General features: G+C 57.2%; 23 protein-coding genes and 1 tRNA gene. 7 read left to right on the top strand and 17 right to left on the bottom strand.

The features are described from left to right. Window positions 1–71: 71 nt before the first annotated feature. From ABLO27_RS20600 to ABLO27_RS20590, 3 genes are all read right to left on the bottom strand, one after another. On the bottom strand, window positions 72–338 hold the full coding sequence (locus tag ABLO27_RS20600) for a DUF2312 domain-containing protein (protein ID WP_207142257.1): 267 nt from the start codon (window positions 336–338) through the stop codon (window positions 72–74). 145 nt (window positions 339–483) lie between these two features. Continuing rightward, window positions 484–780 carry a DUF1244 domain-containing protein gene (locus ABLO27_RS20595; RefSeq protein WP_353035301.1) on the bottom strand — a complete coding sequence of 99 codons (297 nt, stop codon included), beginning with the start codon at window positions 778–780 and terminating at the stop codon, window positions 484–486. A 39-nt stretch (window positions 781–819) separates the two neighbouring features. Continuing rightward, on the bottom strand, window positions 820–1,629 hold the full coding sequence (locus ABLO27_RS20590; RefSeq protein ID WP_353035299.1) for an N-formylglutamate amidohydrolase: 810 nt from the start codon (window positions 1,627–1,629) through the stop codon (window positions 820–822). Between the two features lie 574 nt (window positions 1,630–2,203). Between ABLO27_RS20590 and ABLO27_RS20585 the strand changes: the two genes are divergently transcribed. Then, a complete protein-coding gene (locus ABLO27_RS20585) occupies window positions 2,204–2,635 on the top strand; it encodes a DUF1036 domain-containing protein (protein WP_352942214.1) in 432 nt (143 codons plus the stop codon). After that, entirely contained in the window at window positions 2,632–4,068 is a 1,437-nt protein-coding gene (gene pyk, locus ABLO27_RS20580) for a pyruvate kinase (protein ID WP_353035298.1), read from the top strand. The genes ABLO27_RS20585 and pyk overlap by 4 nt, the downstream gene beginning before the upstream one ends. Window positions 4,069–4,114: 46 nt before the next feature. On the opposite strand, the gene ABLO27_RS20575 is transcribed toward pyk, so the two are convergent. The 5 genes from ABLO27_RS20575 to cpdR all read right to left on the bottom strand — a co-directional run bounded on the left by ABLO27_RS20575 (window position 4,115) and on the right by cpdR (window position 6,878). Continuing rightward, complete coding sequence (locus ABLO27_RS20575) at window positions 4,115–5,065, bottom strand: alpha/beta fold hydrolase (protein ID WP_353035297.1); 951 nt, start codon at window positions 5,063–5,065, stop codon at window positions 4,115–4,117. A 138-nt stretch (window positions 5,066–5,203) separates the two neighbouring features. After that, complete coding sequence (locus ABLO27_RS20570) at window positions 5,204–5,803, bottom strand: tetratricopeptide repeat protein (protein WP_353035296.1); 600 nt, start codon at window positions 5,801–5,803, stop codon at window positions 5,204–5,206. A 224-nt stretch (window positions 5,804–6,027) separates the two neighbouring features. Continuing rightward, window positions 6,028–6,153 (bottom strand): type B 50S ribosomal protein L36, encoded by a 126-nt coding sequence (gene ykgO, locus ABLO27_RS20565; RefSeq protein WP_352942222.1) that lies wholly within the window; start codon window positions 6,151–6,153, stop codon window positions 6,028–6,030. A 153-nt stretch (window positions 6,154–6,306) separates the two neighbouring features. Beyond that, window positions 6,307–6,381 (bottom strand) — tRNA-Val (locus ABLO27_RS20560). A 137-nt stretch (window positions 6,382–6,518) separates the two neighbouring features. Next, complete coding sequence (gene cpdR, locus ABLO27_RS20555; RefSeq protein WP_352942224.1) at window positions 6,519–6,878, bottom strand: cell cycle two-component system response regulator CpdR; 360 nt, start codon at window positions 6,876–6,878, stop codon at window positions 6,519–6,521. Between the two features lie 215 nt (window positions 6,879–7,093). On the opposite strand from cpdR, the gene ABLO27_RS20550 reads away from it, so the two are divergent. Next, complete coding sequence (locus tag ABLO27_RS20550; RefSeq protein WP_353035294.1) at window positions 7,094–8,014, top strand: N-formylglutamate amidohydrolase; 921 nt, start codon at window positions 7,094–7,096, stop codon at window positions 8,012–8,014. A gap of 260 nt (window positions 8,015–8,274) precedes the next feature. Further along, a complete protein-coding gene (gene hisN / locus ABLO27_RS20545) occupies window positions 8,275–9,078 on the top strand; it encodes a histidinol-phosphatase (protein ID WP_353035293.1) in 804 nt (267 codons plus the stop codon). Between the two features lie 10 nt (window positions 9,079–9,088). Here hisN and ABLO27_RS20540 read toward each other — a convergent pair whose 3' ends face one another. Together ABLO27_RS20540 and ABLO27_RS20535 are read right to left on the bottom strand one after the other, a co-directional pair. Continuing rightward, entirely contained in the window at window positions 9,089–10,162 is a 1,074-nt protein-coding gene (locus ABLO27_RS20540) for an alpha/beta hydrolase (RefSeq protein ID WP_353035291.1), read from the bottom strand. Window positions 10,163–10,280: 118 nt separating this feature from the next. After that, on the bottom strand, window positions 10,281–10,700 hold the full coding sequence (locus ABLO27_RS20535; RefSeq protein WP_353035290.1) for a hypothetical protein: 420 nt from the start codon (window positions 10,698–10,700) through the stop codon (window positions 10,281–10,283). Between the two features lie 274 nt (window positions 10,701–10,974). On the opposite strand from ABLO27_RS20535, the gene ABLO27_RS20530 reads away from it, so the two are divergent. Next, on the top strand, window positions 10,975–11,421 hold the full coding sequence (locus tag ABLO27_RS20530) for an Hsp20 family protein (protein WP_353035288.1): 447 nt from the start codon (window positions 10,975–10,977) through the stop codon (window positions 11,419–11,421). A gap of 188 nt (window positions 11,422–11,609) precedes the next feature. On the opposite strand, the gene ABLO27_RS20525 is transcribed toward ABLO27_RS20530, so the two are convergent. From ABLO27_RS20525 to ABLO27_RS20505, 5 genes are all read right to left on the bottom strand, one after another. After that, window positions 11,610–12,710 (bottom strand): threonine aldolase family protein, encoded by a 1,101-nt coding sequence (locus tag ABLO27_RS20525; RefSeq protein ID WP_353036047.1) that lies wholly within the window; start codon window positions 12,708–12,710, stop codon window positions 11,610–11,612. 3 nt (window positions 12,711–12,713) lie between these two features. Then, entirely contained in the window at window positions 12,714–13,298 is a 585-nt protein-coding gene (locus ABLO27_RS20520) for a DoxX family protein (RefSeq protein WP_353035287.1), read from the bottom strand. 46 nt (window positions 13,299–13,344) lie between these two features. Then, window positions 13,345–14,127, bottom strand: a complete 783-nt coding sequence (locus ABLO27_RS20515; RefSeq protein ID WP_353035285.1) for a DNA-binding domain-containing protein — start codon at window positions 14,125–14,127, stop codon at window positions 13,345–13,347. A gap of 1 nt (window position 14,128) precedes the next feature. Next, window positions 14,129–15,025 (bottom strand): DUF692 domain-containing protein, encoded by an 897-nt coding sequence (locus tag ABLO27_RS20510; protein ID WP_353035283.1) that lies wholly within the window; start codon window positions 15,023–15,025, stop codon window positions 14,129–14,131. A 115-nt stretch (window positions 15,026–15,140) separates the two neighbouring features. After that, on the bottom strand, window positions 15,141–15,440 hold the full coding sequence (locus ABLO27_RS20505; RefSeq protein ID WP_353035281.1) for a DUF2282 domain-containing protein: 300 nt from the start codon (window positions 15,438–15,440) through the stop codon (window positions 15,141–15,143). A 642-nt stretch (window positions 15,441–16,082) separates the two neighbouring features. Between ABLO27_RS20505 and gltB the strand changes: the two genes are divergently transcribed. After that, window positions 16,083–20,783 carry a glutamate synthase large subunit gene (gene gltB, locus ABLO27_RS20500; protein WP_417714829.1) on the top strand — a complete coding sequence of 1,567 codons (4,701 nt, stop codon included), beginning with the start codon at window positions 16,083–16,085 and terminating at the stop codon, window positions 20,781–20,783. Between the two features lie 85 nt (window positions 20,784–20,868). Beyond that, entirely contained in the window at window positions 20,869–22,299 is a 1,431-nt protein-coding gene (locus ABLO27_RS20495) for a glutamate synthase subunit beta (protein ID WP_353035279.1), read from the top strand. A gap of 92 nt (window positions 22,300–22,391) precedes the next feature. Here the strand turns inward: ABLO27_RS20495 and ABLO27_RS20490 are convergent, their stop codons facing one another. Together ABLO27_RS20490 and ABLO27_RS20485 are read right to left on the bottom strand one after the other, a co-directional pair. Continuing rightward, window positions 22,392–23,591: an SGNH/GDSL hydrolase family protein gene (locus ABLO27_RS20490; protein ID WP_353035277.1), complete on the bottom strand. Its 1,200-nt coding sequence runs from the start codon at window positions 23,589–23,591 to the stop codon at window positions 22,392–22,394. 36 nt (window positions 23,592–23,627) lie between these two features. Then, window positions 23,628–24,827: a lytic murein transglycosylase gene (locus tag ABLO27_RS20485; protein WP_417714828.1), complete on the bottom strand. Its 1,200-nt coding sequence runs from the start codon at window positions 24,825–24,827 to the stop codon at window positions 23,628–23,630. Window positions 24,828–24,853 lie beyond the last annotated feature (26 nt).

The raw sequence follows: 24,853 nt of genomic DNA, 5'->3' as shown, positions 1-24,853 counted from the left end.
GCGGCTGAATTTGCGCACAAAAGAAAAGAGCGGCTGATTGGCCGCTCTTTTTGTATCAGGAAGCTATTGGATCAGCCTTCGGAAGGTCCCGGGCCCGCCATGCCGAGAGCATGCATGTAGAGGTCCAGAACCGCTTCTTCTTCCTCGCGCTCATGCGGCTGCTTTTTGCGAAGTGAAACGACCTTGCGCAGGATCTTCACATCGTAACCGTTGCCTTTGGCCTCCGCGTAAACATCCTTGATGTCGTCGGAGATAACTTTCTTCTCTTCTTCCAAACGCTCGATACGTTCGACGAATGCACGCAGCTGGTCGGCTGCAACTCCACCCGGATCGGACATGTAGATTTGTCTCCTTATGTGTGTTTCTTGATCTGTTGAGTTGAAGGACCACAGATATGGGGAATGACTGCCGGTCCTGAAAAGTTAAGGTGCCGTGCCAGACTCGCCCCGGCCCGTCAAGCATCGAATGTGTGCCGAGAACAGCTCAGTGCTGGGGCTTGTTCTTCTCGAACGCGGCTTTCTGTTCGGCCGTGGCCTCGGTCTGGTACTTGGTCTTCCACTCGTCATAAGGCATGCCGTAGACGATTTCGCGGGCATCCGACTTCTCAAGGGAAAGACCTTTTTCCTCGGCAGCATCCTGATACCAGTTGGAAAGACAGTTCCGGCAGAAACCGGCAAGGTTCATCATGTCGATATTCTGTACATCCGTGCGGTTGCGCAGGTGGTCCACCAGGCGCCTGAAGACCGCTGCTTCCAGTTCCAGTTTTGTCTGATCGTCCATCTCGATGAACTCCTCCGTCTCGTCAATTGGCCCGCATGCCTAGTCGGTATCGGTGCGGGATTTGAAATGCTGGACCTTACGGCAGTCGGACCGCTGCGCAATATCACGCAATATGGGTTCCAGCCGATCGGCCCACTCAAGCACGCCTGCCTCGTCGGCAATCAGATCCTGACGCAATTCAAGCAGAACCTGCGAAAGACCGCGGCGCGTTGCGTGCCGATACATTGTGTCGTTTTTGAGAGCTCCGTCATAAGGCTCGTTGTCGCCGACAACAAGTCCGTCCTGCGCGCGTAATCCTTCCAGCATCGGCTTTACGGCACGCGGATCACTGTCCCACAGGACCGTTGCGTGCCACGGCCGCGGAACCCCTCGCCAGACCGGTGTGAAACTGTGGATCGAAATGACAGCCGGCGGCTCTGATTTCTCGATCATCACATCCAGCGTATGGTCGATCATGTCATGATACGGCTTGTGAAACTGCGCGATGCGATATGCCCGTTCAGTCTCGTCCACCTTCGCATTGCCGGGAACAACTGCACCGTCCGACAGACGCATGACCAGCGTCGGATCGTCCTCTCCCCGGTTCGGATCGATGAGAAGACGGGAGAAAGTCGATAGACAGGCAGGTGCCTTGAGACGGTTCGCAAGCTCAATTGTGACGGCGCGGGCTCCAATATCATAGCCGATATGCCGTTCGAACTGCTCTTTCGGCACACCAAGGTCGCCATAACCGGGCGGCACCGCGTTGCGCGCGTGGTCGCACAGGAGCAAAAGTCCGGCATCAAAATTGCCATCGACATATTCGGTCGGCTGGAAGGCCTCAACGGCCACGGCTGCTGTTTCTATCATATCTCGCTTCGTGAAAAATCTTCAGGCCCGGCACTTGTCTTGTCTGACCCGGTTCATCCGGGCGAAGGCATTTGCAAAGGCGCGCCGTTGCCGAATGACCCGGGTTAAACAAGAGGTGCACCGGGAGGATGCAGGCGCACAGGTTTAAGGCAAACTGCGTCCGGAACCAAGCCTGAATACACAAATCGGGTCCAGGAGCCGTAAGCGATTCGAAGCGCTTTAAATTTTGCCGCCAGATAGGGGAAAACTCTGTGAATACAGCTTTATTTACGTTGCGGAATGTAAATTGTATACCGTTTATTGACGCCTAATCTCTATCAGAAACCAAACCGCCTTGTTCCCGCCCCATTTCTGACCTCATAGGAGAGAAGACCGTATGACTGGGCAGATCGTCAGGACGGTTTCCGGAAACGAGGTTGGGTGAAAGCACCAACATAACCTGTTAACGACGTTGACAAGACCCGCTTGTCCACGCAAAAAGCGAATGTCTGTAAAGCAGCAAAGTGAACGACTGCATATGTTTGAGGTTGGGGAACGGTACCAGTTAAGGTCTCGGGCACGTGGGAACGTGCCCATGATGGCTTTCTTTACCGGCTTTCTCGCCTTGCTGTTTCTCTCGACTACCAGTGACGAAGCCAAGGCTGATCTGCGGCTCTGCAACAAGACCGACAGCCAGGTCGGCGTGGCCATCGGCTACAAGGACAAGACCGACTGGGTCACCGAAGGCTGGTGGAACCTTGCTTCCAACTCCTGTGAAACTTTGGTTCCAGGTTCGCTGGTGTCACGATACTATTACATCTACGCAGTTGATTACGACCAATTCGGCGAATGGGGTGGCCGGGCGTTCATGTGCACCCGGGAGAAGGAATTCACCATTCGCGGAATTGAGGACTGTGTGGCTCGAGGATTCGAGCGGACAGGCTTTTTTGAAATAGACACGGGCGAACAGAGCAGCTGGACGGTCCAGCTGACGGAGCCTGTGCAACAAGGAACAGGTGGGCGATGAGGCGTAACCGACGAGTCAAGATTCTAGCAACTCTCGGACCCTCCTCCTCAGAACAAGACATCATTGAAAAGCTGTATCGTGCTGGTGCTGATGTATTCCGCATCAACATGAGCCATACAGATCATGAACGTCTGAAGATGCTCGTTGAACGCATCCGTTCTGTTGAGGAAAATCTTGGGCGACCAATAGGGATTCTCGCGGATCTGCAAGGTCCGAAACTCCGGGTGGGAACATTTGCCGATGGCCCGGTCATGCTGGAAAACGGCGCAACCTTCACTCTGGACGCTGACACATCCGGCGGCGACATCAATCGCGTGCACCTCCCGCACCCGGAAATTCTTCAAGCCCTGGAACCCGGCCACCGTCTGCTTCTGGACGACGGCAAGGTGCAGCTGAAAGTTATCGAATCCACTCCGACCAAAGCCGTCACCGAAGTTGTCGTCGGCGGCAAACTGTCCGACCGCAAGGGCGTCAGCGTTCCCGATTCCGAAATTGCCACCAGCGCAATGACCGAAAAGGACCACAAGGACCTGATCGCCGCTCTCGAACAGAATGTCGACTGGGTTGCCCTGTCCTTCGTTCAGCGTCCTGACGATCTGGCGGAAGTCCGCAAGATCACGCGTGGCCGCGCCGGTGTTCTCGCCAAGATCGAAAAGCCGCAGGCAATCGGTCGCCTGGATGAAATCATCGAGCTCTCCGATGCAGTCATGGTCGCTCGCGGCGATCTCGGTGTTGAAATGCCGCTGGAACAGGTTCCCGGTCTGCAGAAGCGCATCACCCGTGCCTGCCGCCGGGCCGGCAAACCGGTCGTGATCGCAACCCAGATGCTGGAGTCCATGATCACCGCTCCGGTTCCGACCCGCGCGGAAGTCTCCGACGTTGCCACCGCCGTCTTTGAAGGCGCCGATGCCGTCATGCTGTCTGCTGAATCTGCAGCTGGCGACTTTCCGGTCGAAGCCGTCTCAACGATGGACAAGATTGCTCATCAGGTTGAACAGGACAGCAACTACCGCGCCATCATCTATGCTCAGCGCGCTGAGCCGGAAGCCACCGGTGCGGACGCGATCTCCGCTGCAGCGCGGCAAATTGCAGAGACACTCAACCTTGCTGCTGTGGTCTGTTACACGACTTCCGGCGCCACAGGCCTGCGTGCTTCCCGCGAACGTCCTTCCTGCCCGGTGATTGTCCTTTCACCTGTCCTGGCAACCGCACGACGCCTGTCGCTTGGCTGGGGACTGCACTGCGTAGTCAGTGAAGATGCCGCCAACGAAGAAGACATGATCGATCGCGCTTGCCGGATTTCCTATTCCGAGGAATTTGCCAAGCCCGGTCAGCGCATCATTGTGACCGCAGGCGTACCGTTCGGCACCCCGGGTTCCACCAACATGTTGCGGATTGCCTTTGTCGGCAACGACGGCCAGGGTGGCATTTGACAATCTAATCGGTTGAATACCAAAGGCGGCCCCCGGGCCGCCTTTTCTATGCCCGCTCCAACGCCCTCAAATGACGCTCCGAGCGGCTATCTGTCCCTTGCCCGGCCATCACTCGGCTGATCAGTCTTTCCAGGCCTCGTACAATCTCTTGCGTGTGGGTGTGATGCGGCATGTGCCCTGCCCGGTCCAATACCATCAACTCAGCGTCGGGCAGGCTTGTCAGAAGCCCTTCGCAATGGATAGAGGGCCAGACAACACTGTCCTGTGTTCCGGTCACGATCAAGGCCGGCTGGACAAGGGTGCGATACTCTTTGGATTGCTCTGTGACGGCCTGCTTCAGTGACGTGATATTCAACGCGTTTGCGCGAAAGGCCTCAGGCCGGAACAGCAGCGGCACCCTTATTTCCGAAAGGTAGTTTTCAGGCGGATGGTCCGGTGAAAAAACACTCGTGATCGCGCATGATGCCAGCCTTTCGGCAATCGGCAACGTCAACGTCCAGCAAAAAAGCGTCCCGATCAGTGGCATGGACGCAAGCGTATAGTACCAGTTCACGCCGCCTGGCCACCGATGACTGACTGGTGCAAGAAATGCGAGCCCCCGGACCCGCACTGAAGCAGCCAACCCGATGGCAGCGGCCACACTGCCCCCCAGCGAATGTCCAACAACAATCGCGTTGCTCACTTCCAGTTTTTCCAAAAGGCCGGCAATGACCTTTGCCTGCTCTCCCGGTGTGCTACGACCGTTCGATTGGCTTTCCGAAAACCCGAGGCCCGGCCTATCGATGAAAAGAAGCGAATACCTGCCTTTCAACGTCTCCAGAAACGCCAGACGCATGTCATAGGCGTTTCCGCTCGCCCCATGCAGAAACACGAGTACAGGTGCATGCTGATCGCCTGAGGCAGCCGGGTATGAATGATAGTGCAACCGGACACCATCGACGGTCGCAAAGTGGCCATCAGGTTTGAATTTTCCGGAAATCCAAGTGACACGCCACATTGTATAGAGCGCACATCCGCACAGCAGAATCACGGGCGTAATCAATAGATAATACATATGCCGGAAATAGCACCCGCTCGCAGGCAATCAAGCCTTTCGGAGTGATTGTCTCCGTTTCAAAGGCGATCGTCCTCAGGATCAGGCAGGTTCGCCTTCAGCTTCCTTCTCAAGGTCTTCAATTGCCTTGGTGGCATTTTCCAGACCGGGATTGACTTCAATTGCCCGTCTGAATGTTTCGAGCGCCTCATTTTCAAAACCCAGCCGTCGCTGGATGATCGCCAACCCTGACAAAGCCCCCCAGTGCCGGGGCTCAAGAGCAAGCGTGCGCTCGATATCGACCAGAGACTTGCCGAAATCTTCCCGCATATAGTGAACAGTTGCCCGCCGGTTCCAACCTTCAGCAAATGAAGGTTTCAGCACCACCACAATGTCCAGAAGGTCCAGCGCCAGCGCGTGATCCTCGGCCTGAATAGCCTTGCCTGCACGGGACATCAGCACATCGACGGTATCACTGCCCGAATCCATCCAGATCCGCTGGATCTCTCGAGCGGCGTGTTCAGCTTTCACAGGATCGCCGGTATCCGCCAAATCGGCATAAAGCTCATCCAGGCGGGTTTCTTCATCATCCGGGTCGGATTCCTCAACGACCACCTGCCCGCCATCATCCGGCAGGTCCTCCGGCATCGGGTTGAAGTCTTCCGCCGAGGGTGGCGCGACTTCGGGTCCGAGATCCGGCACGGGCTGCGCTCCGGCCAGGCCGGTACTGAAGAAACAGAGAAGGGCAAACACAAAAATCCGCATCCAACGATTATGGAACGTTGAATGCGGTGGTCAATCCGGGAATTTGACACATCTTCGTGCGCTGGCGTCTGTCCTGTTCCTGGATTTTCCCGTGAAGCCCTGAAAGAGCTTCAATTCCAAGGAAAATCCTCAGGCCTGCACGCAACAGCGCAGCAGCAAGATTAACCCTGGCGAGCTTTGAAGCGCGGGTTTTTCTTGTTGATGATAAAGACGCGGCCTTTGCGGCGAACCATACGGTTGTCACGGTGGCGGGTCATAAGCGCTTTAAGCGAATTCTTGATCTTCATGTCACTGTCCCCCCTAAAGGGTTCTTGTTACTTTAAACCAAATGAGCGCCTAAGGCGCTCACGTTCGATTGGATCGGTCACAAAGCAGCAGCAAATTCTGCGCCTGTCTTCTGATCGACCCGCGCTTCTTGGAACCTACAATCAGCGCAATAATGGTGGGCGTGACAGGGATTGAACCTGTGACCCCTTCGATGTCAACGAAGTGCTCTCCCGCTGAGCTACACGCCCGAATTTCTCGGTAGTCCGGCGCACCAGCGCCGTGGTGGAGTGCGATATAACGGGGATCTCAAGTCAGTGCAACCCCCCTTTTTACCGATCTGTCAAATTTTCCCTTATCCGGCACCGCACCCTGTTGAAAGCTGCACTCAGGCAGCAAGCATCCGTTCCACTTCCTGCACCAAGTCCTTCAAGTGGAAGGGCTTTGACAAAACTTTCGCGTCTTTGGGCGCATCCGATTCCGGGTTCAATGCGACGGCCGCAAAGCCGGTGATGAACATCACCTTTAGGTCCGGATCGAGTTCCGTCGCCCGGCGCGCCAGCTCAATCCCATCCATCTCAGGCATCACGATATCGGTCAACAGCAAGGAAAATGGTTCTTCGCGCAAACGTTCGTAGGCGCTCTTGCCATTGTCGAAGGAGATCACATCATACCCTGCGTTCTCGAGCGCCTTCGCCAGGAAGCGGCGCATGTCATTATCATCTTCGGCAAGCAGAATACGCGACATCGTAAACGACCATCCTTCTTAATATTGTTGATGATGCGGGTTCACCTTCAGCCGGTTATAGCCCGAATTCCACAGAATGATAGGGAGAATTGGTTCTCCTAAGCTTTTGAGCGCATCACTGTGGACTGTGTGTTGATTCCTTGGCACCATGGGACATGCCTTCATGTATCAGTCTGGCACGGCATGGACCACGAAGAGCAATTGGGACATAGCATTTGACGGATAACAAGACCTCTGCGAGCGAGACCCCATTCGAGGCCGACTTTAATGGCTTACCGGCATTTGATGTACTTTGTCCCGCCGATCAGCGCCTTCCCTACGTTTTCAATTCCCCACATTCCGGGCGTCAGTATTCGAAAGACTTTCTTGCGTCTTCAAGGTTGGACGAAAATTCGATCCGCAGGTCCGAAGATGCCTATGTCGATGACCTCTTCGCCCATGTGGTACCTCTTGGCGCCCCGCTTCTGCGAGCGCATTTTCCAAGAGCCTATCTGGACGTAAACCGGGAACCTTACGAGCTGGACCCGAAAATGTTCGACGGCCGGCTGCCAACTTACGCCAACATACGTTCCATCAGAGTGGCCGGCGGCCTGGGCACCGTTGCGAAGATCGTCAGTGAAAACCACGAAATCTATCGCCACCGTCTTCCTGTCGAGGAGGCCTTGAACCGCGTTGAGGAAATCTACAAGCCCTACCACACGACCCTGCGGAGGCTGTTGGCGCAAACCCATGTCACGTTTGGATATGCCGTGTTGATTGACTGTCATTCGATGCCGTCCAGCGTCAAATGCCAGACCACCGACACACGGCCGGATTTTGTCCTCGGCGACCGTTATGGCACCAGCTGCAACAGCGACCTGACGGACTTCGCCTATTCGATCCTGAAAAACCTCGGTTTCAACGTCAGCCGGAACAAACCTTATGCAGGCGGCTTCATCACTGAGCATTACGGACGGCCCGCAAGTGGCCTGCACGCCCTGCAAATCGAAATCAACCGCGGCCTCTACATGGATGAGACCACGCATCAGCCTTCCGTCGGCTTTGGAGATCTCTTCAATGCGTTGCGGGAGTTCGCGCGTGAGCTGACATCAATGCCGGATGCCGCATTGCCGGCCGATTCAATCGCAGCAGAATAAAAAGAAGGCCGCGCTCATAAGAGGCGGCCCAAGTCTAGGGAGGAAACGCCCAAGAAGGGCGGCGCGACAAAGTATGCCGCACCGCAATAATATTGCACCGCACCGCACAAACTTCAAGACGCACCCCTTGCGATTCCTGATCATATTTTGAGCAAAAGGTCAGGTTTTGCGGATTCAATTTTCAGCAGAACTGGTTATACAAGCAGCAACTCGGGCATTCTGTGATGATTGAGCCGCCTGTTGCGGCACGGAGGGGATTGATGACAACGACACCTGTTTCCAGCTCAAACGAGTTCGCTCCCTTTCTGGACAGGCTGGCAGACGCCGCCAGCGAAGCGATCATGCCCCACTTCCGGTCAGGCTTCGACGTTCACAACAAATGGGAAAACGGCTTCGATCCGGTCACGGTTGCTGATCGAAACGGCGAAACCGCAATGCGCTCGCTCATCAACAGCACCTATCCAGGTCACGGTATATTGGGCGAAGAACACGGCCCGGAAAATCTCGACGCAGAAAATGTCTGGGTGCTGGATCCAATCGACGGTACTCGCGCATTCATCACCGGCCTGCCGACCTGGGGCACTCTGATTGGACTGCGCACGGCAGGCAAACCAAGCCTCGGCATGATGGTTCAGCCCTACGTTGGCGAGAGATATGGCGGCGACGGCGAAACGGCCTGGTATCATGGGCCGCTCGGCAACAAGACGCTTGAGACCCGAGCCTGTGACCGCCTTGCAGAAGCAACCGTATTCACCACAACGCCAGCCATCTTCGAAGATGACGAGCGGGCCGCGTTCGACCGCATCGAGGCGTCCGTTCAACTCTCCAGATACGGCACTGACTGCTATGCCTACTGCATGGTTGCCGCCGGGCATGGCGATGCCGTCATCGAATCCGGACTGCAGGCCTACGATATCGTGGCCCTTGTTCCGATCATTGAAGGAGCTGGTGGCGTGGTCACGACATGGACCGGAGGCTCGCCAGCTGACGGTGGCCGGATTCTGGCTTCCGGAAGCCCGCAACTACACGATATTCTGCTGAAGGAACTCGCCCTGACAAGCTGACTGAGTCGCGCTACTGCAGTGCGCGTATCAGCTCCTGTTCCGCTTCAAGCCCGGGGATGAAAGCATCAAACGCAGCCCAGAACTGGTCGCGGAACACATCACGTTCCATCATCAGTTCATGTGCAGCGCCTGGGATCTCCACATATGCTGCAGCTTTTGTGCGCGAAACGAAGTCCTCGATTGCCGGCGTCGAGACAACCCTGTCATTGCCGGCCGCCAGCACCAGGCAGGGAAGCTTCAGGTTTGGTCCTGCATCCCGCTTGCGCAGGGACAGCATCGTTCTGGCGGCCGCGTTGACCCAACCCATTGTGGGTGCACCGACGCCGAGCTCCGGCGCCTTTTCCAGCACCTTGTTGAACCGCTCAAACCGAACCTTGTCCGATGTCTGCCGATTGGTCTCGAAAGGCACGAAAATTTCGCCGTTTCCACCCGGCACAAAAACCCGGCCAAATCCGGTCCAGGAAAACAGCCTGGCAAGGGGAAATCCGACCTTCTCGACAAACGCAGACGTCTTGGGCGCTGTTGCCTTGAGCGGTGGACGCCCCAGCAGGCCGAAACTGAGCTTCCTCAGCCCCCATCGCCATGCAGAAGCAAAATCCGGTGTCCAGGCACCTGAAGGCAGACCCAGCAGAGGGGCGGTGATGACGGCTCTGTCCAGCATCGTGCGGAGCCGCTCGGTGTCGGACAAGAGGACAAGCCCGCCCGTTGAGTGAGCCAGCGCAAAATGCGGCCCCGGATACGTCGCCAGGGAGACTTGCTTCAAAACCGTTCGGAGATCGATCCGGAACTTTTTGAAACTTGACACATGCCCGCGCCTTGGGTTGCGCGTCAGACGCTGCGATCCCCCCTGCCCGCGCCAGTCGAAGGTCACGACCGCAAACCCGCGTGAACGCAGGTCTTCGATAATTTCGAAATATTTTTCGATGAACTCGGCGCGTCCCTGCAACAAAGTCACGGTGCCGCGCCTCTGCTGCCCGGCCGCGTGCCAGTGCGCATAGCGGATCTTGACCTTGTCAGGCGTCACCACAAACCCGGTTTCCGCACCGTCCGGTATGGGATTGTCTGGATGGTCAATGAGGCTCATGGCAGTCCGATTCAAAAGGGCAATACCCTGTGATAGCTGGCTTGGGCCGGGGCGACAACAAACTTCAGGCCGGCACCCTGGGGTACCGGCCCTGAAACAGATGCAGTCGGACCTGCAATTACCACCGATATTGCCAGTTTTTCCGATGCCCGACCGGGCGGCTGCGTACAATGTCGGCCGTTCTGGAATCGACGACCAGCCGCATCGGCATTCCACGCCATCCGATCGCTTTGACAATGTACATCGGGCCCCGGCGATCCAGGATCTTGATACGATAGAAACCGCGGTGACGCAGGCTGCGGCGAATTTGCCTCGGGCCCAGTTCACGGTAGCCCCAACCACGCCCATTGTTCCATCCGCCACCGTGACGGCCAGGCCCCCAGCGATGATCGACCTTGATGACGCGCTCGGAGTTTACCGGTTTAAACGACCGGTCAACCTGAAACGGCGCGGCCGAAGCGACGGGAGCGAAGCATAGGGAAGCCAGCAATATGGCACCGGCAACAGGGGCGGAAAGCTTAGAAGCCTTTGCAAACATTTGAGTTCTCCTGATCTTGCCGCCAGCGCTGTGCTGACGTTGATCACAAGATGCACGACCTCGGTTGAACGCGGACGGAAGAGCCTGTTCATCCGCTGTTCATCTGACCGGAAACGGCGAAATATCCTCCCTCTTGAAAAGGAAAAACCAAGTTCCCATCTGTCTTCTTGCAGGCGCCAAATTGGGTCTGTGCCAAACACCTGTCCCGCCAATGTTGGGGGATCAGGATCACATAAACAGTGAAGTTTCAGTTGCTCAAAGAGAGGACAGAATCATGCGTCACTTGGACTTTTCTCCGCTTTACCGGTCTACCGTCGGGTTTGACCGCCTTTTCTCGATGCTGGACACAGCCGGCAGCGACACTCCGAGCTATCCACCCTACAACATTGAACGGACTGGCGAAAACGCCTACCGGATCACGATGGCAGTTGCCGGTTTCACCGATGAGGAACTATCGGTAGAAGCCAAAGAGCACGTTCTCACCATCAAGGGTGAAAAAGCCGAAGAAGATTCCGATCGGGAAGTCCTGTACCGCGGCATTGCAGCGCGCACTTTCGAGCGCCGCTTCCAGATTGCCGAACACGTTCGCGTCGATGGCGCCAGCCTTGAAAACGGCTTGCTGCACGTTGACCTCGTACGGGAAATCCCCGAAGCCATGAAACCGCGCAAGATTGAAATCACATCTGGCGGAGCCAAGCAGATCGAATCGACCGCTCACTAAATTCAAGCCGCTCACGCGGCAGGTTGAACAAGAGGCGCCCGGGCAACCAGGCGCCTTTTTGCATACTGTTCGGCTTGAACTGCCCTGAAAAGGGTCCTCTATGAAGGTGACCGGACAACAGATGCAGCTTCATCAGCTGCGTTTCACGCTGTCGTTCCACGAGCTCCAAGGCAAAGGATTCCCAGCCTTCATTCTTCGCCGGACAGCACCTTCAGGAATGTATCCACATCGGCCTCGCTCGTGGCGAAACTCGTCACCATACGCAGACAGACTTCATCTTCCGCGGGCGCAATGTTCGGTGTCAGGTCCTTGGCCGGCCACTCGTAGAGCTTTGCTCCAGCCGCTTCAAGTTTCTCGAGCTGGCTGCGCTTCAAGATCGGGAACAGCTCGTTCGCTTCCACAGCCCAGGCAGTCCGCCCGCCTTGCGCACAAATGCCCTCAGCCAACCTTGAAGCCATGCTGTTCGCATGACCTGCGGTTTCCAGCCAACTGTCATTCTCGAAGTAACCATCGAACTGTGCAGCAACGAACCGGCTTTTGGAGAAAAGGTGCCCACCGCGCTTGCGGAAGTACTCAAACCCCCTCGCGGCTTCGAGATCAAAGAACACCACGGCCTCGGCGCACCAGCATCCGTTTTTTGTCGCCCCGAAGGAAAGAACATCAACACCCGATTTCCAGGTCATTTCCGCCGGAGTACACCCCAATGTGACAAGAGCATTGGCGAAACGGGCACCATCCATGTGAAGCGGAACGGAACGGGATTTGGCAACGTCACTGATCGCTGCAATTTCTTCAAGTGCGTAGGCGGTTCCACTTTCCGTCGCCTGGCTGATGGAAACCGAAGCAACCTGTCCGTGATGCACCACCCCTTCGGGAAATCCGGCCATGGCATCCCGCAGCGCATCGGCTGTGAACTTGCCATCGCTACTTGAAACGCTGACAAGCTTGCCGCCGCTTGTCATGAATTCAGGGCAGTTGCACTCATCCACCTGTATGTGACTGTCGCGATGGCAGAAAATCGCACCACCCGGCCTGGAATAGGCAGCAAGCGACAGCGCATTGGCGGCGGTCCCGGTCGCAACGAAGAAGACCGCGACTTCGCGTTCGAAAATGTCGTTGAATTTCCGGTACACGCTTTCCGTCAGCGTGTCAGTGCCGTAGGCCGGCGAAAATCCGGTATTATGGCGGGACAGCGCCGACATCACCGCCGGAGCCGCACCCGCCCAATTGTCACTTGCAAAATTCATGTGCCGGTTTAAGCACTTGCCCGAACAACCGGCAACACAAATTTCCTAGTAGTACATTTCCCGCTTGCGGTAGTAGGACCCGAGCAGCCAATCCAGCGAGATCACGCCTGGTCCCTTCAACGTCGGCACCAGCAAGAGGAAGATCCACAGGAGTCGGTCATCGGAGATGATCGCGTATGGCTCACCGTCGAACAGCGCACCGATGGTCTTGGCGTCGGCACCGTGGCCATAGATGTCCACATATGACATGACGATGATGAAAATGATCATGCCGACACTTGCAAATCGGGTAAACAGACCGAGCACGACCATCACCGGAAGAATGAACTCACCCCAGGTGCCAAGCAGCACCAGCAGGCCATAAGGAAAAAAGGCAATCTGACTGGTGTCGTAGCTTACCTGCTCCATCAGCTGCGGGAACATCTGCGCATAGGCACCGGCGGTCGGCGTGAAAATGTTCATGACGCTGCCACCGATCTTGGTCATCGCCGAATTCAGGAAAAACTGAAGCAGAACCGCCGCAAAAATAAAGCGTGCGGCAAACCCTAAAAACCATCCGTTTGTCAGCCGTTCCAACGCTCCGAACACGATTGTGTACAACCGGACAAAAAACCCGATAAGAGCACCCATTAATTCCCCCTTCCCTTTCCTGCAGGAACCTCAGGCCATTGACTGTTCATGGTGCCCGGAGGTCGGAAAAAACGCCATTTGAAAGTACATCCGACAAGCAATCGGACAATGAAAACTCAGTCTCTTCCGACTGCGCGTGCGCCGCGGCCTCACCAAGCGGCGCCCCGTCCAGAAGAGATGTCAGGAACACATCACCGCCAGGCCGAAGCAAAACGAGCTCCACATCAAGCTCGGGGCGTGTGATCAGCACGGACTGCGATATGTTCAGATCAATCCCTTCGACTGCTTCGGGATCGAACCTGTTTGCCCGCACCAGGTCCCAGACCGGCCATTTGGAGGCGATCAGGCTGGCAGCAGGGTGTTTTGTAAATCGGGCGTTTCCGATAGCCTCCGGAGGCAGTGCGCTCAAAGCTGCCGGATCAAGAGGCGTCTCATCAGCCGCGTGATAGGCTTGCAGCCACGCCCATTCCAACCGGGCGACATCCGCAAGATAGGGATAAGCCGCAAGCGGCGGAAAGGTTTCGATGAAGTCGGCAAATTCGCTGCCATACCAGATCAGAACCGGAGACTTTGGCGGACGCTGGATCACAAATGCCCGGGCCAGAGCATTGAAATACTCGTCGCCTAGCAGGTTCATGATCGCCGGATAGTTTTGGCCAACCGCTTCGGTGAGACTGACAATCACATTGTTCCGATAGACGTTGAACCGCTTCGGCGCTTCATGTCCATCAGGCCCGATGATACCGGCCGGTGTACCGCCATCCGGATCCCAGATGGCTTCGCCAAAATCGCCCGTTCCGATTTGGGGAATTGAATCCTGCCTGCTCATTTCAGACAGCGCGCTTCAGGTCAGGTGCGGCGGCACCGGCAAGGATCCGCTCAGCCGCCTCCGCCTCACTCAGCAAAACCGGCCAGGCAGGAATGTCATTGTCCCATTCGACCAGCGTCGGCAGTCCGCCGGTCCGCTGGATCACATTTTCATAAAGCGCCCAGACAGCATCGTCGACTTCCCGATCATGCGCATCGATCAGCAATGGCCGCCCGGCATCGTCCTTGTCGGGGGCATGACCGCCAAGGTGAATTTCGCCGACGTCATTCATCGGGAAATCGGCAAGATAAGCTTCGGCAGATCGCGCGTGATTGGTGCACGACACATGAACGTTGTTGACGTCAAGCAGCAGACCGCAACCGGTGCGACGCACGATTTCCTTGAGGAAATCCAGTTCGCTCATGGTGCTCTGTTCAAAGGCGACATAAGTGGACGGATTTTCAAGCAGCATCTTGCGCCCGACCGTCTCATGAACCTCGTCGATATGATCGCAGACACGGTCCAGTGTCACTTGATTGTACGGCACCGGCAGCAGGTCATTGTAATAGGTCGTGTCATGGGTCGACCAGGCCAGATGCTCGGAAAACAGCCCCGGCTCATAGCGCTTGTTCAAAAGCGCCAGCCGTTTCAGATGCTCCTTGTCCAACGGGTTTTCACCACCGATGGACAGACCGACACCGTGGAGCGAAAGCGGATACTTCTCACGAATCGCTTCAAGCTGCCGATGGGGCGGGCCACCAGCTCCCATGTAGTTTTCCGCATGAACCTCGAAAAAGCCGATATCCGCGGAAGTTTCCAGAATTTCAGCAACATGTTCCGGCTTGAGCCCTGCTCCGGCACGAGCCGGGACCGTGGCATCAACGCGTTTATGGTCCGTGGGAGGGCTTGCGGGTGACATGGTGTGCTCCAGTTTGGGTGGGGTCCATTTTGGAGTGAAGTCTTGTCAGGCAGGCGATTTCAAACCGCCTGCCTGAAAACACTGGCCGCGCGCGTGGCGGCGCTGTTCAAAAACCTTAGGCTTCCGGCAAATCGCGATCGAGTTCGGTCAGGGAACCATGACGGTCACCCGGCAATTCCATGGTGGTGCAAGTGCCTTTCGGGACCAGGGTCCAGGCATTGCCCTGATAATCAACGGTAGAAGTGCCTGCACAAGTGGTTCCCGCACCAGCTTTACAGTCGTTCTGACCTTTCAGGGACACGCCGTAGCACTTTTCCTTGGCTTGGGCATGCGCGGGCACGGTGGTGGACAGACCTGCGATCGCGGTTGCGACGGCACCAGCAACGATCGCTGCAGACATGGCCTTATTCTTCATTTCGTACTCCTCTGATCGAACTTTTATTCAAATAGGGGCCCACGCTCGAACCGATGCAGCGAAGGCGCAGCACGTACATGAGCATATTGGCGATAAATAGGAAATCAAACGCCTGTGACCCTTTTGCGAGCAACCATTTAACATTTTCTAACAAACGAAAGAATCTTGCCCAAATCCTTCCAGAATCGACCTTTCCAGACGATTGGAACTTTTTGGGCGAAACAATTATACTGCACCCGCACCAAAACACACTTGCTCATGGCGGCGAAATCTGTCATGTTCGCGCCGCTTGGAATAGGACAGGGATACTGTCCCAATTGCTGTGAGCTGCAAGTCGATCTATACTGCAGCACCTGAAGCAGCGACCAGGCCGACCAGTCAGCGGATTCGAGGGAGGATCTGCGACGGAGCGGAACGGAAAGTTTCGGCAGCGGGCAGTCCGCTGCGTCAATGCGGCGGTTTGTTTTGATGGACCGGCGCGGTAAATACACAACAGAGCCGGGGCAGGTAAGCCAGGGTTCGCCGAGCCGCATTCTTGATGGAATGCGACCCGAACGAAACCGGACGCTTCGAGCCACGGCACCACTGGGGTTAACAGTGAGGGCGCATATGACGAAGAGAGAGCTGACGACCAGCACAGCCATGCAAGCCGGGGGCGTGGAGACAAAAACCACAGCTACCGCCACACTTGCCGAACGACTGGGCACGGCCGCCGACAAAGGGCTCTACAATCCGTCGCGCGAACACGATGCCTGTGGCGTTGGCTTTGTCGCCCACATGAAGGGCGGAAAGTCTCACAAGATTATTTCTGACGGTCTGCAGGTTCTGGAAAACCTGACTCACCGCGGCGCGGTTGGCGCAGATCCGCTCATGGGCGACGGCGCCGGAATGCTGGTACAGATCCCCCATGTCTTCTTCAAGGAAGAGATGGAAAAGGCCGGTTCCGCGCTTCCCGATTTCGGCGACTATGGCGTCGGCTTCATTTTCATGCCGCAGGATGATGCCCTGCGCGCCAAGTGTGAAGAAATCGTCGAACGCGTCATCAGTGCCGAAGGTCAGGAGCTGATCGGGTGGCGTGATGTGCCTGTCGACAACTCCTCGCTGTCAAAGGCGCCGGACATCGCGGCAACCGAACCGGTATCTCGCCAGGTATTCATCAAGCGTTCCAGCAGCGAAGATCAGGACGCGTTCGAACGCCGTCTTTATGTATTGCGCAAGGTGATCTCCAACACAGTGCGCGCGGAGACCGATGCGGTTGAAAAAGGCTTCTATATCGTTTCGCTGTCCAGCCGCACGATCGTCTACAAGGGCATGTTCCTGGCCTATCAGCTTGGCGCCTATTATTCCGACCTGAAAGACGAGCGGTTCACTTCCGCGCTTGCGCTTGTTCACCAGCGCTTTTCAACCAACACATTCCCATCCTGGGATCTGTCGCATCCGTACCGCATGGTCGCCCACAACGGCGAGATCAACACGCTTCGCGGCAACGTCAACTGGATGGCCGCGCGCCAGGCGTCGGTTTCCTCGGCGCTGCTTGGCGACGACATCTCCAAACTCTGGCCGATTTCCTACGAAGGACAGTCGGACACGGCTTGTTTCGACAATGCCCTGGAGTTCCTGACCATGGGCGGTTACTCGCTCGCCCATGCAGCAATGATGCTGATCCCGGAAGCCTGGGCCGGCAATCCGTTGATGGACGACAATCGCCGTGCATTCTACGAATATCATGCAGCCCTGATGGAGCCGTGGGACGGCCCGGCCGCCGTTGCCTTCACGGACGGACGCCAGATTGGCGCCACCCTTGATCGTAATGGCCTGCGTCCGGCCCGCTATATCGTCACAGACGACGATTTCGTCATCATGTCTTCCGAAGTGGGCGTTCTGCCGGTCGAAGAAGAGCGCGTTGTTCAGAAATGGCGCCTGCAGCCAGGCAAGATGCTGCTGATCGACCTTGAAGAAGGCCGCATCGTTTCCGATGACGAGATCAAGCGTCAATTGTCGACCGCCAACCCTTACAAGGACTGGCTGCACCGCACCCAGATCGTTCTGGAAGATCTTCCAGGCGTGCGCCAGCGGGCACCGGTTGCCGGCGAAAGCCTGCTCGACCGCCAGCAGGCCTTCGGCTACACGCAGGAAGACATCAAGCTCCTGATGACGCCGATGGCGACTGTCGGCCAGGAAGCGATCGGTTCCATGGGCACGGACACGCCGATCTCGGCTCTCTCCGACAAGTCGAAGCTGCTTTATACATACTTCAAGCAGAACTTCGCCCAGGTCACCAACCCGCCGATCGACCCGATCCGCGAAGAGCTGGTGATGAGCCTTGTTTCCTTCATTGGCCCGCGCCCGAACATCTTCGACCTTGAAGGTCTGTCGACGTCCAAGCGCCTTGAGGTTCGCCAGCCGATCCTGACCAATGAGGATCTTGAGAAGATCCGTGCGATTGGTGATATCGCCGACAATCAGTTCTCCGCGAAAACGCTGGACATCACCTACAACTCCGAAAAAGGCGCCGAAGGCATGGACGGCGCTCTGGAGAAACTGTGCGAGCGCGCTGAAAAGGCGGTTCGCGACGGTTACAACATCATTATTCTCTCCGACCGCCTGATCAGCCGGTCCCGGATCGCGATCCCGGCCCTGCTGGCAACTGCGGCCGTGCACCACCACCTGATCCGCAAGGGTCTGCGGACTTCCGTCGGACTGGTTGTCGAAACCGGTGAAGCCCGCGAAGTCCACCACTTCTGCGTCCTGGCCGGTTTCGGTGCCGAAGCGATCAACCCGTATCTCGCCTTCGAGACCCTTCTTTCCATGCACATGGAAATGGACTTCCCGGAGGAAGTTGATCAGTACGAGGTTGTCGAGCGCTACATCAAGTCCATCGACAAGGGCATCTTGAAGGTCATGTCCAAGATGGGCATCTCGACCTACCAGTCCTATTGCGGCGCGCAGATCTTTGACGCAGTAGGCCTGTCTTCCGAATTCGTGAAGAAGTACTTCTTCGGCACCGCGACGATGATCGAGGGCATTGGTCTGTCGGAAGTTTCCGAAGAGACCGTACTTCGTCATGCGGAAGCGTTTGGCGACGTTGCGATCCTGCGCCGGTCGCTCGAGGTCGGCGGCGAATATGCCTACCGGACGCGCGGCGAAAGCCATATGTGGACCCCGGATTCCATCGCCACGCTGCAACACGCCGTTCGTGCGAACCTGCCGGACATGTACCGGGCTTTCGCGAAGGAAGTGAACGAAGAAAGCGGACGCTTCGCCATCCGTGGCCTGTTCCGTATCAAGAGCGCGGACGAAATCGGCCGGACTTCCATTGATCTTGATCGCGTGGAATCGGCAGAAAACATCGTCAAGCGTTTCGTGACCGGCGCCATGTCGTTCGGATCCATTTCCCGCGAAGCACATACAACGCTCGCCATCGCCATGAACCAGATCGGCGGCAAGTCCAACACCGGTGAAGGCGGTGAGGAACCGGAGCGTTTCAACCCACTGCCGGACGGCTCGATGAACCCGCGGCGTTCTGCCATCAAGCAGGTTGCTTCCGGCCGTTTCGGTGTGACCACGGAATATCTGGTCAACGCGGACATGATCCAGATTAAGGTCGCACAGGGTGCCAAGCCGGGTGAAGGCGGCCAGCTGCCGGGTCACAAGGTGGATGCGGTGATTGCGAAGGTGCGTCACTCCACTCCGGGCGTCGGCCTGATTTCTCCGCCGCCGCACCACGACATCTACTCGATCGAGGATCTGGCGCAGCTCATCTATGACCTGAAAAACGTCAACCCGGAAGCCGATATCTCGGTCAAACTGGTGTCGGAAGTCGGTGTCGGAACGGTTGCGGCCGGTGTTGCAAAGGCGCGCGCGGACCACATCACCATCTCCGGCTATGACGGCGGTACGGGTGCTTCGCCCCTCACCTCCATCAAGCATGCAGGCAGCCCATGGGAAATCGGCTTGGCTGAAACCCAGCAGACCCTCGTTCTGAACGGTTTGCGCTCACGCATTGCATTGCAGGTTGACGGTGGACTGCGGACGGGCCGCGACGTCATCGTTGGCGCTTTGCTTGGAGCTGACGAATTCGGTTTCTCCACGGCACCGCTGATTGCCGCAGGCTGTCTGATGATGCGCAAGTGTCACCTCAACACCTGCCCGGTCGGTATCGCCACCCAGGACCCGGTTCTGCGCAAGCGGTTCAAGGGCGCTCCGGAACATGTCATCAACTACTTCTTCTATGTTGCAGAGGAAGTCCGTGAACTCATGGCGGAACTCGGCGTTGAGAAGCTGGACGACCTCATCGGCCGGTCCGACTATCTCGACAAGGACGAGGCAATCAGACACTGGAAGGCACAGGGCCTCGATTTCTCGCGGATCTTCTTCCAGCCTGAAGCAGCTGAAGAGGAAACTCGCTGGACAGCCCGTCAGGAACACCCGATTGTCGACATTCTCGACCGCCGCCTGATCGCTGCCGCCAAACCTGCGCTCGACAGCAAGGAGCCGACAGTGGTCGATGAGACCATCTGTTCCGTCGACCGTTCGGTTGGCGCCATGCTTTCCGGCGAAATTGCGAAGCGTTATGGCAACAAGGGCCTGAAGCACGCCGATACGCTGAAGATCAATCTCAAGGGCACGGCAGGCCAGGCGTTTGGAGCTTTCGTTGCCCGCGGTGTCACCATCGACCTTGTCGGCGACGCCAACGACTACGTCGGCAAGGGTCTTGCAGGCGGCAAGCTCATTGTCCGTCCGCCGGAAAACACCCGCATTGTTGCCGAGGACTCCATCATCGTCGGCAACACCGTTCTTTACGGTGCGACAGAAGGTGAATGCTACTTCCGCGGCGTTGCGGGCGAACGTTTTGCCGTGCGCAACTCCGGCGCAACAGCGGTTGTTGAAGGTGTCGGCGACCATGGCTGCGAATACATGACCGGCGGTGTTGTCGTCGTCATCGGCCAGACCGGACGCAACTTCGCTGCCGGCATGTCCGGCGGCATTGCCTACGTTCTGGATGAAGACGGTTCCTTCGGATCTCGTTGTAACCTTGCGATGGTCGATCTGGAGCCGGTGACGGAAGAAGACGACCTTCTGGAAAAGCTGCATCACCATGGTGGCGATATCGAGCACAAGGGCCGCGTGGACCTTTCCTGCGACATGACCCGCCACGACGATGAACGCCTGCGTCAGACGCTGACAAAGCATGTCGAACTGACAGGCTCGACCAAGGCGCAGGCAATTTTGGACAACTGGGCAACCTACCGTCCGAAGTTCGTCAAGGTCATGCCGGTCGAGTACCGACGTGCGCTCAGAGAAATGGAAGAGCAGCGCCTGGGCATGGTCGCAGCCGAATAACCGGCCAACTGAACGAAATGGCTCTCGGCCGTGTAGCGGCCGATTGCAGCCACCTTGGGAACGCATACAGTTTGAGGAGGTCACCTTGGGCAAGGTAACCGGTTTTCTGGAAATCGATCGGCAGGAACAAAAGTATCAGCCTGCATCCGACCGCATTCGTCATTTTCGTGAATTCACCATTCCCCTGAATGAGCAGGAAGTCGTCAATCAGGCAGCGCGCTGCATGGATTGCGGCATTCCGTTCTGCCACGGCCCGACCGGTTGTCCGGTCAACAACCAGATCCCCGACTGGAATGATCTGGTGTATCAGGGGGACTGGGACATCGCGCTGCGCAATCTCCATTCCACCAACAACTTCCCGGAGTTTACCGGACGCATCTGCCCGGCACCGTGCGAAGAGGCGTGTACGCTTAACCTGGAAGACATTCCGGTCAACATCAAAACCGTCGAACAGGCCCTTGCCGACAAGGGGTGGGAAGAGGGCTGGATTGTTCCGGAACCCTCAGCCACCAAAACCGGCAAGGCCGTCGCGATCATCGGTTCCGGCCCTGCCGGTCTTGCAGCTGCGCAGCAGCTGGCACGTGCGGGCCACACGGTTCATCTCTATGAGCGTGAACCGAAGGCTGGCGGCCTGCTGCGCTACGGCATCCCTGACTTCAAGATGGAAAAGCACTACATCGACCGCCGCGTCCAGCAGCTGGAGGCGGAAGGCGTAACATTCCACTATGGGGTCAACGTCGGCGTCACTGTCAGCCTGGAAGAACTTGCTGCGCGCCATGACGCGGTAATCCTGTGTGCCGGTGCTGAGCGACCACGTGACCCGGGTGTTACCGGCATGGAACTGGAGGGCTGCCACTGGGCGATGCCTTACCTGGTTCAGCAAAATCGCCGTGTTGGCGGTGAGCCGGAAGGCGAAGAGGCTCCGATCTGGGCAGGTGGCAAGCACGTGGTCGTCATCGGCGGTGGCGACACCGCCTCGGACTGTGTCGGCACCGCATTCCGTCAGGGTGCATTGTCCGTGACGCAGCTCGACATCCGGCCGATCCCGCCGCTCAAGGAAGACAAGATGACCGTCTGGCCATATTGGCCGACCAAGTTCCGCACGTCTTCCTCGCAGGCAGAAGGCGCGGAGCGCGAGTTCTCCGCAGCGACCCTCGCTCTGGTTGGCGAGGACGGAACAGTCACCGGCGTAAAATGCGCCCGTGTTGATGAAAAGCGCCGTCCGATCGAAGGCACCGAGTTCATCCTGCGAGCCGATCTCGTTCTTGCCGCCATCGGCTTCTCCGGACCATTGCTCGATACCTACATCGCGCAGGCAGGCGATGCACTGGAACTCGATGGCCGCACCAACGTGAAAGCCGACACGGACGACTACAAGACCAGCATGAACAAGGTTTTTGCAGCTGGTGACGTTCGCAAGGGTCAGTCCCTGGTCGTCTGGGCGATCCGAGAAGGCCGCCAGGCTGCTCGCGCCGTGGATGAGTTCCTGACCGGTTCTTCCGATCTGCCACGCTAAGACCAGTCACACGAAACCAAAAACCCCGTCGGTTGCGCCGGCGGGGTTTTGTTTTTTGCAAAGCTCCCTTGAAACCCTGAGCCTCTCGGATCTCAGGAGCCGCTTGGGACTTCAGTTTCCGGTCTGGTCTCGAGAGCGGAGGTTCCCTCTACAGCCATGCGAGGATCGTCCACGCGTCCCGGCATCGGAGGCAGCGTTTCACCTTTCACAAAGAAACGATACGCCGCACTGTTCTCGTCAATTTCCTTGTCGTCTTCGCCGCCAAGCAACAAGGCTTCGGGTGAGGTCGTTCGACCGGTGAGGACGATGAAATTCGGGTCATCCTCAACCCCTTCAAATGCCAAACCACCATATCCGCCCAACAGGCGTGACAGCTCTCTTTCGACGAAAAAGGCGACTTTCCGGTAACCCGCCCAGGTGAATCCGATGCGATTCTTTGTGCGCAGCCTCGTATTCTTCCCGTCGACATCCGGTCCGAATGAGGAATAGCTCCCGTCTTCTGCCAGGAAGATATCCCAGATATCGACGTAGCGAACACGACGGTCCTCGGCGGCTCCCTGAAAGATCGAGTTCAGTTGCGTGAAGTCGCCATTGACAAGTTCATCATAGGTCGGCGGCAGGCCTGCCCAAACGATGGGTTTCTTTTCCTGTCGAACGACCCGGATGAACGCATCGACCTTTTTTCTGTAGGCGGTCAACCACTCATCCGTCATGAATTCGATCGGAGGATCGCCGGGAAACTCCTTGCCCATATCACGGCGCCCGATCATGACGACAACCGCTTTGACATCAGCACCCCGGATCTTGGCAAGTACCTCTGTTGCCCAGTCAGGTGCGTTTTCGCCCGAAAATCCAGCTTTGTCCTGAGTAATCGCTTCAACGCGGATCTGTGGCTTGTCTGCAAGCGTGAACTTGAGGCCATCGGCGACACCGCGTGCCATCCGGTCGCCTACGACCAGAACCAGTCCAGCATCAGGATCTTTTGGCTGAACTTCAAATTTTGGTGGGGCTCCGGCAGGGCGAGTCACTTTCCGCCGTTTCTGTTTGGTCGGTTGCTGCCTTTGAATGCGTTGCCGGCCACCACCACCGCCAAACAGTTTTTGCAAAGGAGCAAACGGATTGAAGCCGCGGAACGGACCATTCTGGGCAACGATGATCTCATTGCCCGGCGCATCCTGGGCTAAAGCTTCAGAAACGCCCTCGCTCATCAAAACAAGCAGCAACGCCACAATGAGCCGCGAGAACAATCTCACGGCTCTGTCGATCCTGCCTTGTGCGGGCCGCAATTTCACCGCTGGCTCCTGAATGGAAATTCTGGTTGGTTCAGTTTAGCCGCCAAGCTTGAGATGTGCCAGCAAAACAACCGAGGCGTAGCCGTCCGGGACAAGTCCGCGGGAACGCTGGTAGGCTCGAATTCCCTTGCGGGTTGCAGGACCTATCCGCCCGTCTGCGGCTCCAACGGCAAATCCACTGCGGTTGAGCAACGCCTGCAACTCTGCGGTCTCCGAGCGATTGAGCGGCAGATGCTCACGCGACCAGTCCCCCTGCAAAGGGCCACCACCGATCAATCGATCCGCCAGATGACCAACAGCAAGCGCATAGGCCGTCGCATTGTTGTATCGTTTGATAACGTAGAAATTGCGCAGCATAAGAAAAGCCGGACCGCTGGCACCGGCAGGAAGAACCAGGACTGCATTGTCAGATGGGCGTGGAAATCCCTTGCCGTTGGAACGGCGAACACCGTAATTCGCCCACTGGCCGAGCTTCAGCGTCGTGTCACCATCAGCCAATTGATAGTCAAAACCTGCTGGAAGCTTCACCTCGTAGCCCCAGGTTTTGCCGGTTTGCCAGCCGTGTTTCTTCAGATAGTTGGCGGTTGAAGCAAGCGCATCTGGCACAGACGTCCAAATGTCGCGGCGGCCGTCACCATTGTAATCGGCTGCGTAGGCCTTCCAGCTGGAAGGCATGAACTGTGTGTGTCCCATCGCGCCGGCCCAGGAGCCCTCCATATCCTGAAACCGGACGTGGCCGGCCTGAACGATCGCAAGCGCGGTAACCAGTTCTTTCTGCCAAAAACTCTTCCGACGCGGCGCGGCGTAAGCCAGGGTCGCCAGTGCCTGAACGACGTTGTGGCGCCCCATATAGCCGCCATAGTTGGTTTCCATGCCCCAGATTGCCAGTACCGCTTCTCGGTCAACACCATACCGGGCTTCAATATGCTGCAGGACAGGGCCGTATTCGCTGAGCAGCTTCCGCCCTTTTTCAACACGGTTTTCCGAAACAGCGCTGTCAAGGTAGTCCCAGATCGGCTTTACGAACTCCGACTGCTTGTTCATCAGTCGCAACGTGTCATCGTCCGGCTTCATACCGGTAAAAACGGCGTTGTAGGTCTGGGAACTGATCCCGGCCGCTTTGGCCGTCGGCCAGAAATCGCGCACGAACCTGTCGAATCCCGGTTCCGCGTGAGCGGACAAGGACGTAAGGACAAGGCCCGTTGAAAACAGAGCAGGTCCCAGAAGGTCCTTCATCCGCAATTTCTGGCGGTTTTTCCGGA

The sequence above is a fragment of the Roseibium sp. SCP15 genome, from assembly GCF_040329435.1.
In the GTDB taxonomy this organism is placed as follows: Bacteria; Pseudomonadota; Alphaproteobacteria; order Rhizobiales; family Stappiaceae; genus Roseibium.
This window is presented reverse-complemented; position numbering and strand designations above follow the sequence as displayed.

Excerpts from the sequence above, each read along its gene's own strand:
- ABLO27_RS20600 (WP_207142257.1), bottom strand. The coding sequence starts at position 338 with ATGTCCGATCCGGGTGGAGTTGCAGCCGACCAGCTGCGTGCATTCGTC.
- ABLO27_RS20595 (WP_353035301.1), bottom strand. The coding sequence starts at position 780 with ATGGACGATCAGACAAAACTGGAACTGGAAGCAGCGGTCTTCAGGCGC.
- ABLO27_RS20590 (WP_353035299.1), bottom strand. The coding sequence starts at position 1,629 with ATGATAGAAACAGCAGCCGTGGCCGTTGAGGCCTTCCAGCCGACCGAA.
- ABLO27_RS20585 (WP_352942214.1), top strand. The coding sequence starts at position 2,204 with ATGATGGCTTTCTTTACCGGCTTTCTCGCCTTGCTGTTTCTCTCGACT.
- pyk (WP_353035298.1), top strand. The coding sequence starts at position 2,632 with ATGAGGCGTAACCGACGAGTCAAGATTCTAGCAACTCTCGGACCCTCC.
- ABLO27_RS20575 (WP_353035297.1), bottom strand. The coding sequence starts at position 5,065 with ATGTGGCGTGTCACTTGGATTTCCGGAAAATTCAAACCTGATGGCCAC.
- ykgO (WP_352942222.1), bottom strand. The coding sequence starts at position 6,153 with ATGAAGATCAAGAATTCGCTTAAAGCGCTTATGACCCGCCACCGTGAC.
- cpdR (WP_352942224.1), bottom strand. The coding sequence starts at position 6,878 with ATGTCGCGTATTCTGCTTGCCGAAGATGATAATGACATGCGCCGCTTC.
- hisN (WP_353035293.1), top strand. The coding sequence starts at position 8,275 with ATGACAACGACACCTGTTTCCAGCTCAAACGAGTTCGCTCCCTTTCTG.
- ABLO27_RS20540 (WP_353035291.1), bottom strand. The coding sequence starts at position 10,162 with ATGAGCCTCATTGACCATCCAGACAATCCCATACCGGACGGTGCGGAA.
- ABLO27_RS20535 (WP_353035290.1), bottom strand. The coding sequence starts at position 10,700 with ATGTTTGCAAAGGCTTCTAAGCTTTCCGCCCCTGTTGCCGGTGCCATA.
- ABLO27_RS20530 (WP_353035288.1), top strand. The coding sequence starts at position 10,975 with ATGCGTCACTTGGACTTTTCTCCGCTTTACCGGTCTACCGTCGGGTTT.
- ABLO27_RS20520 (WP_353035287.1), bottom strand. The coding sequence starts at position 13,298 with ATGGGTGCTCTTATCGGGTTTTTTGTCCGGTTGTACACAATCGTGTTC.
- ABLO27_RS20515 (WP_353035285.1), bottom strand. The coding sequence starts at position 14,127 with ATGAGCAGGCAGGATTCAATTCCCCAAATCGGAACGGGCGATTTTGGC.
- ABLO27_RS20510 (WP_353035283.1), bottom strand. The coding sequence starts at position 15,025 with ATGTCACCCGCAAGCCCTCCCACGGACCATAAACGCGTTGATGCCACG.
- ABLO27_RS20505 (WP_353035281.1), bottom strand. The coding sequence starts at position 15,440 with ATGAAGAATAAGGCCATGTCTGCAGCGATCGTTGCTGGTGCCGTCGCA.
- gltB (WP_417714829.1), top strand. The coding sequence starts at position 16,083 with ATGCAAGCCGGGGGCGTGGAGACAAAAACCACAGCTACCGCCACACTT.
- ABLO27_RS20485 (WP_417714828.1), bottom strand. The coding sequence starts at position 24,827 with ATGAAGGACCTTCTGGGACCTGCTCTGTTTTCAACGGGCCTTGTCCTT.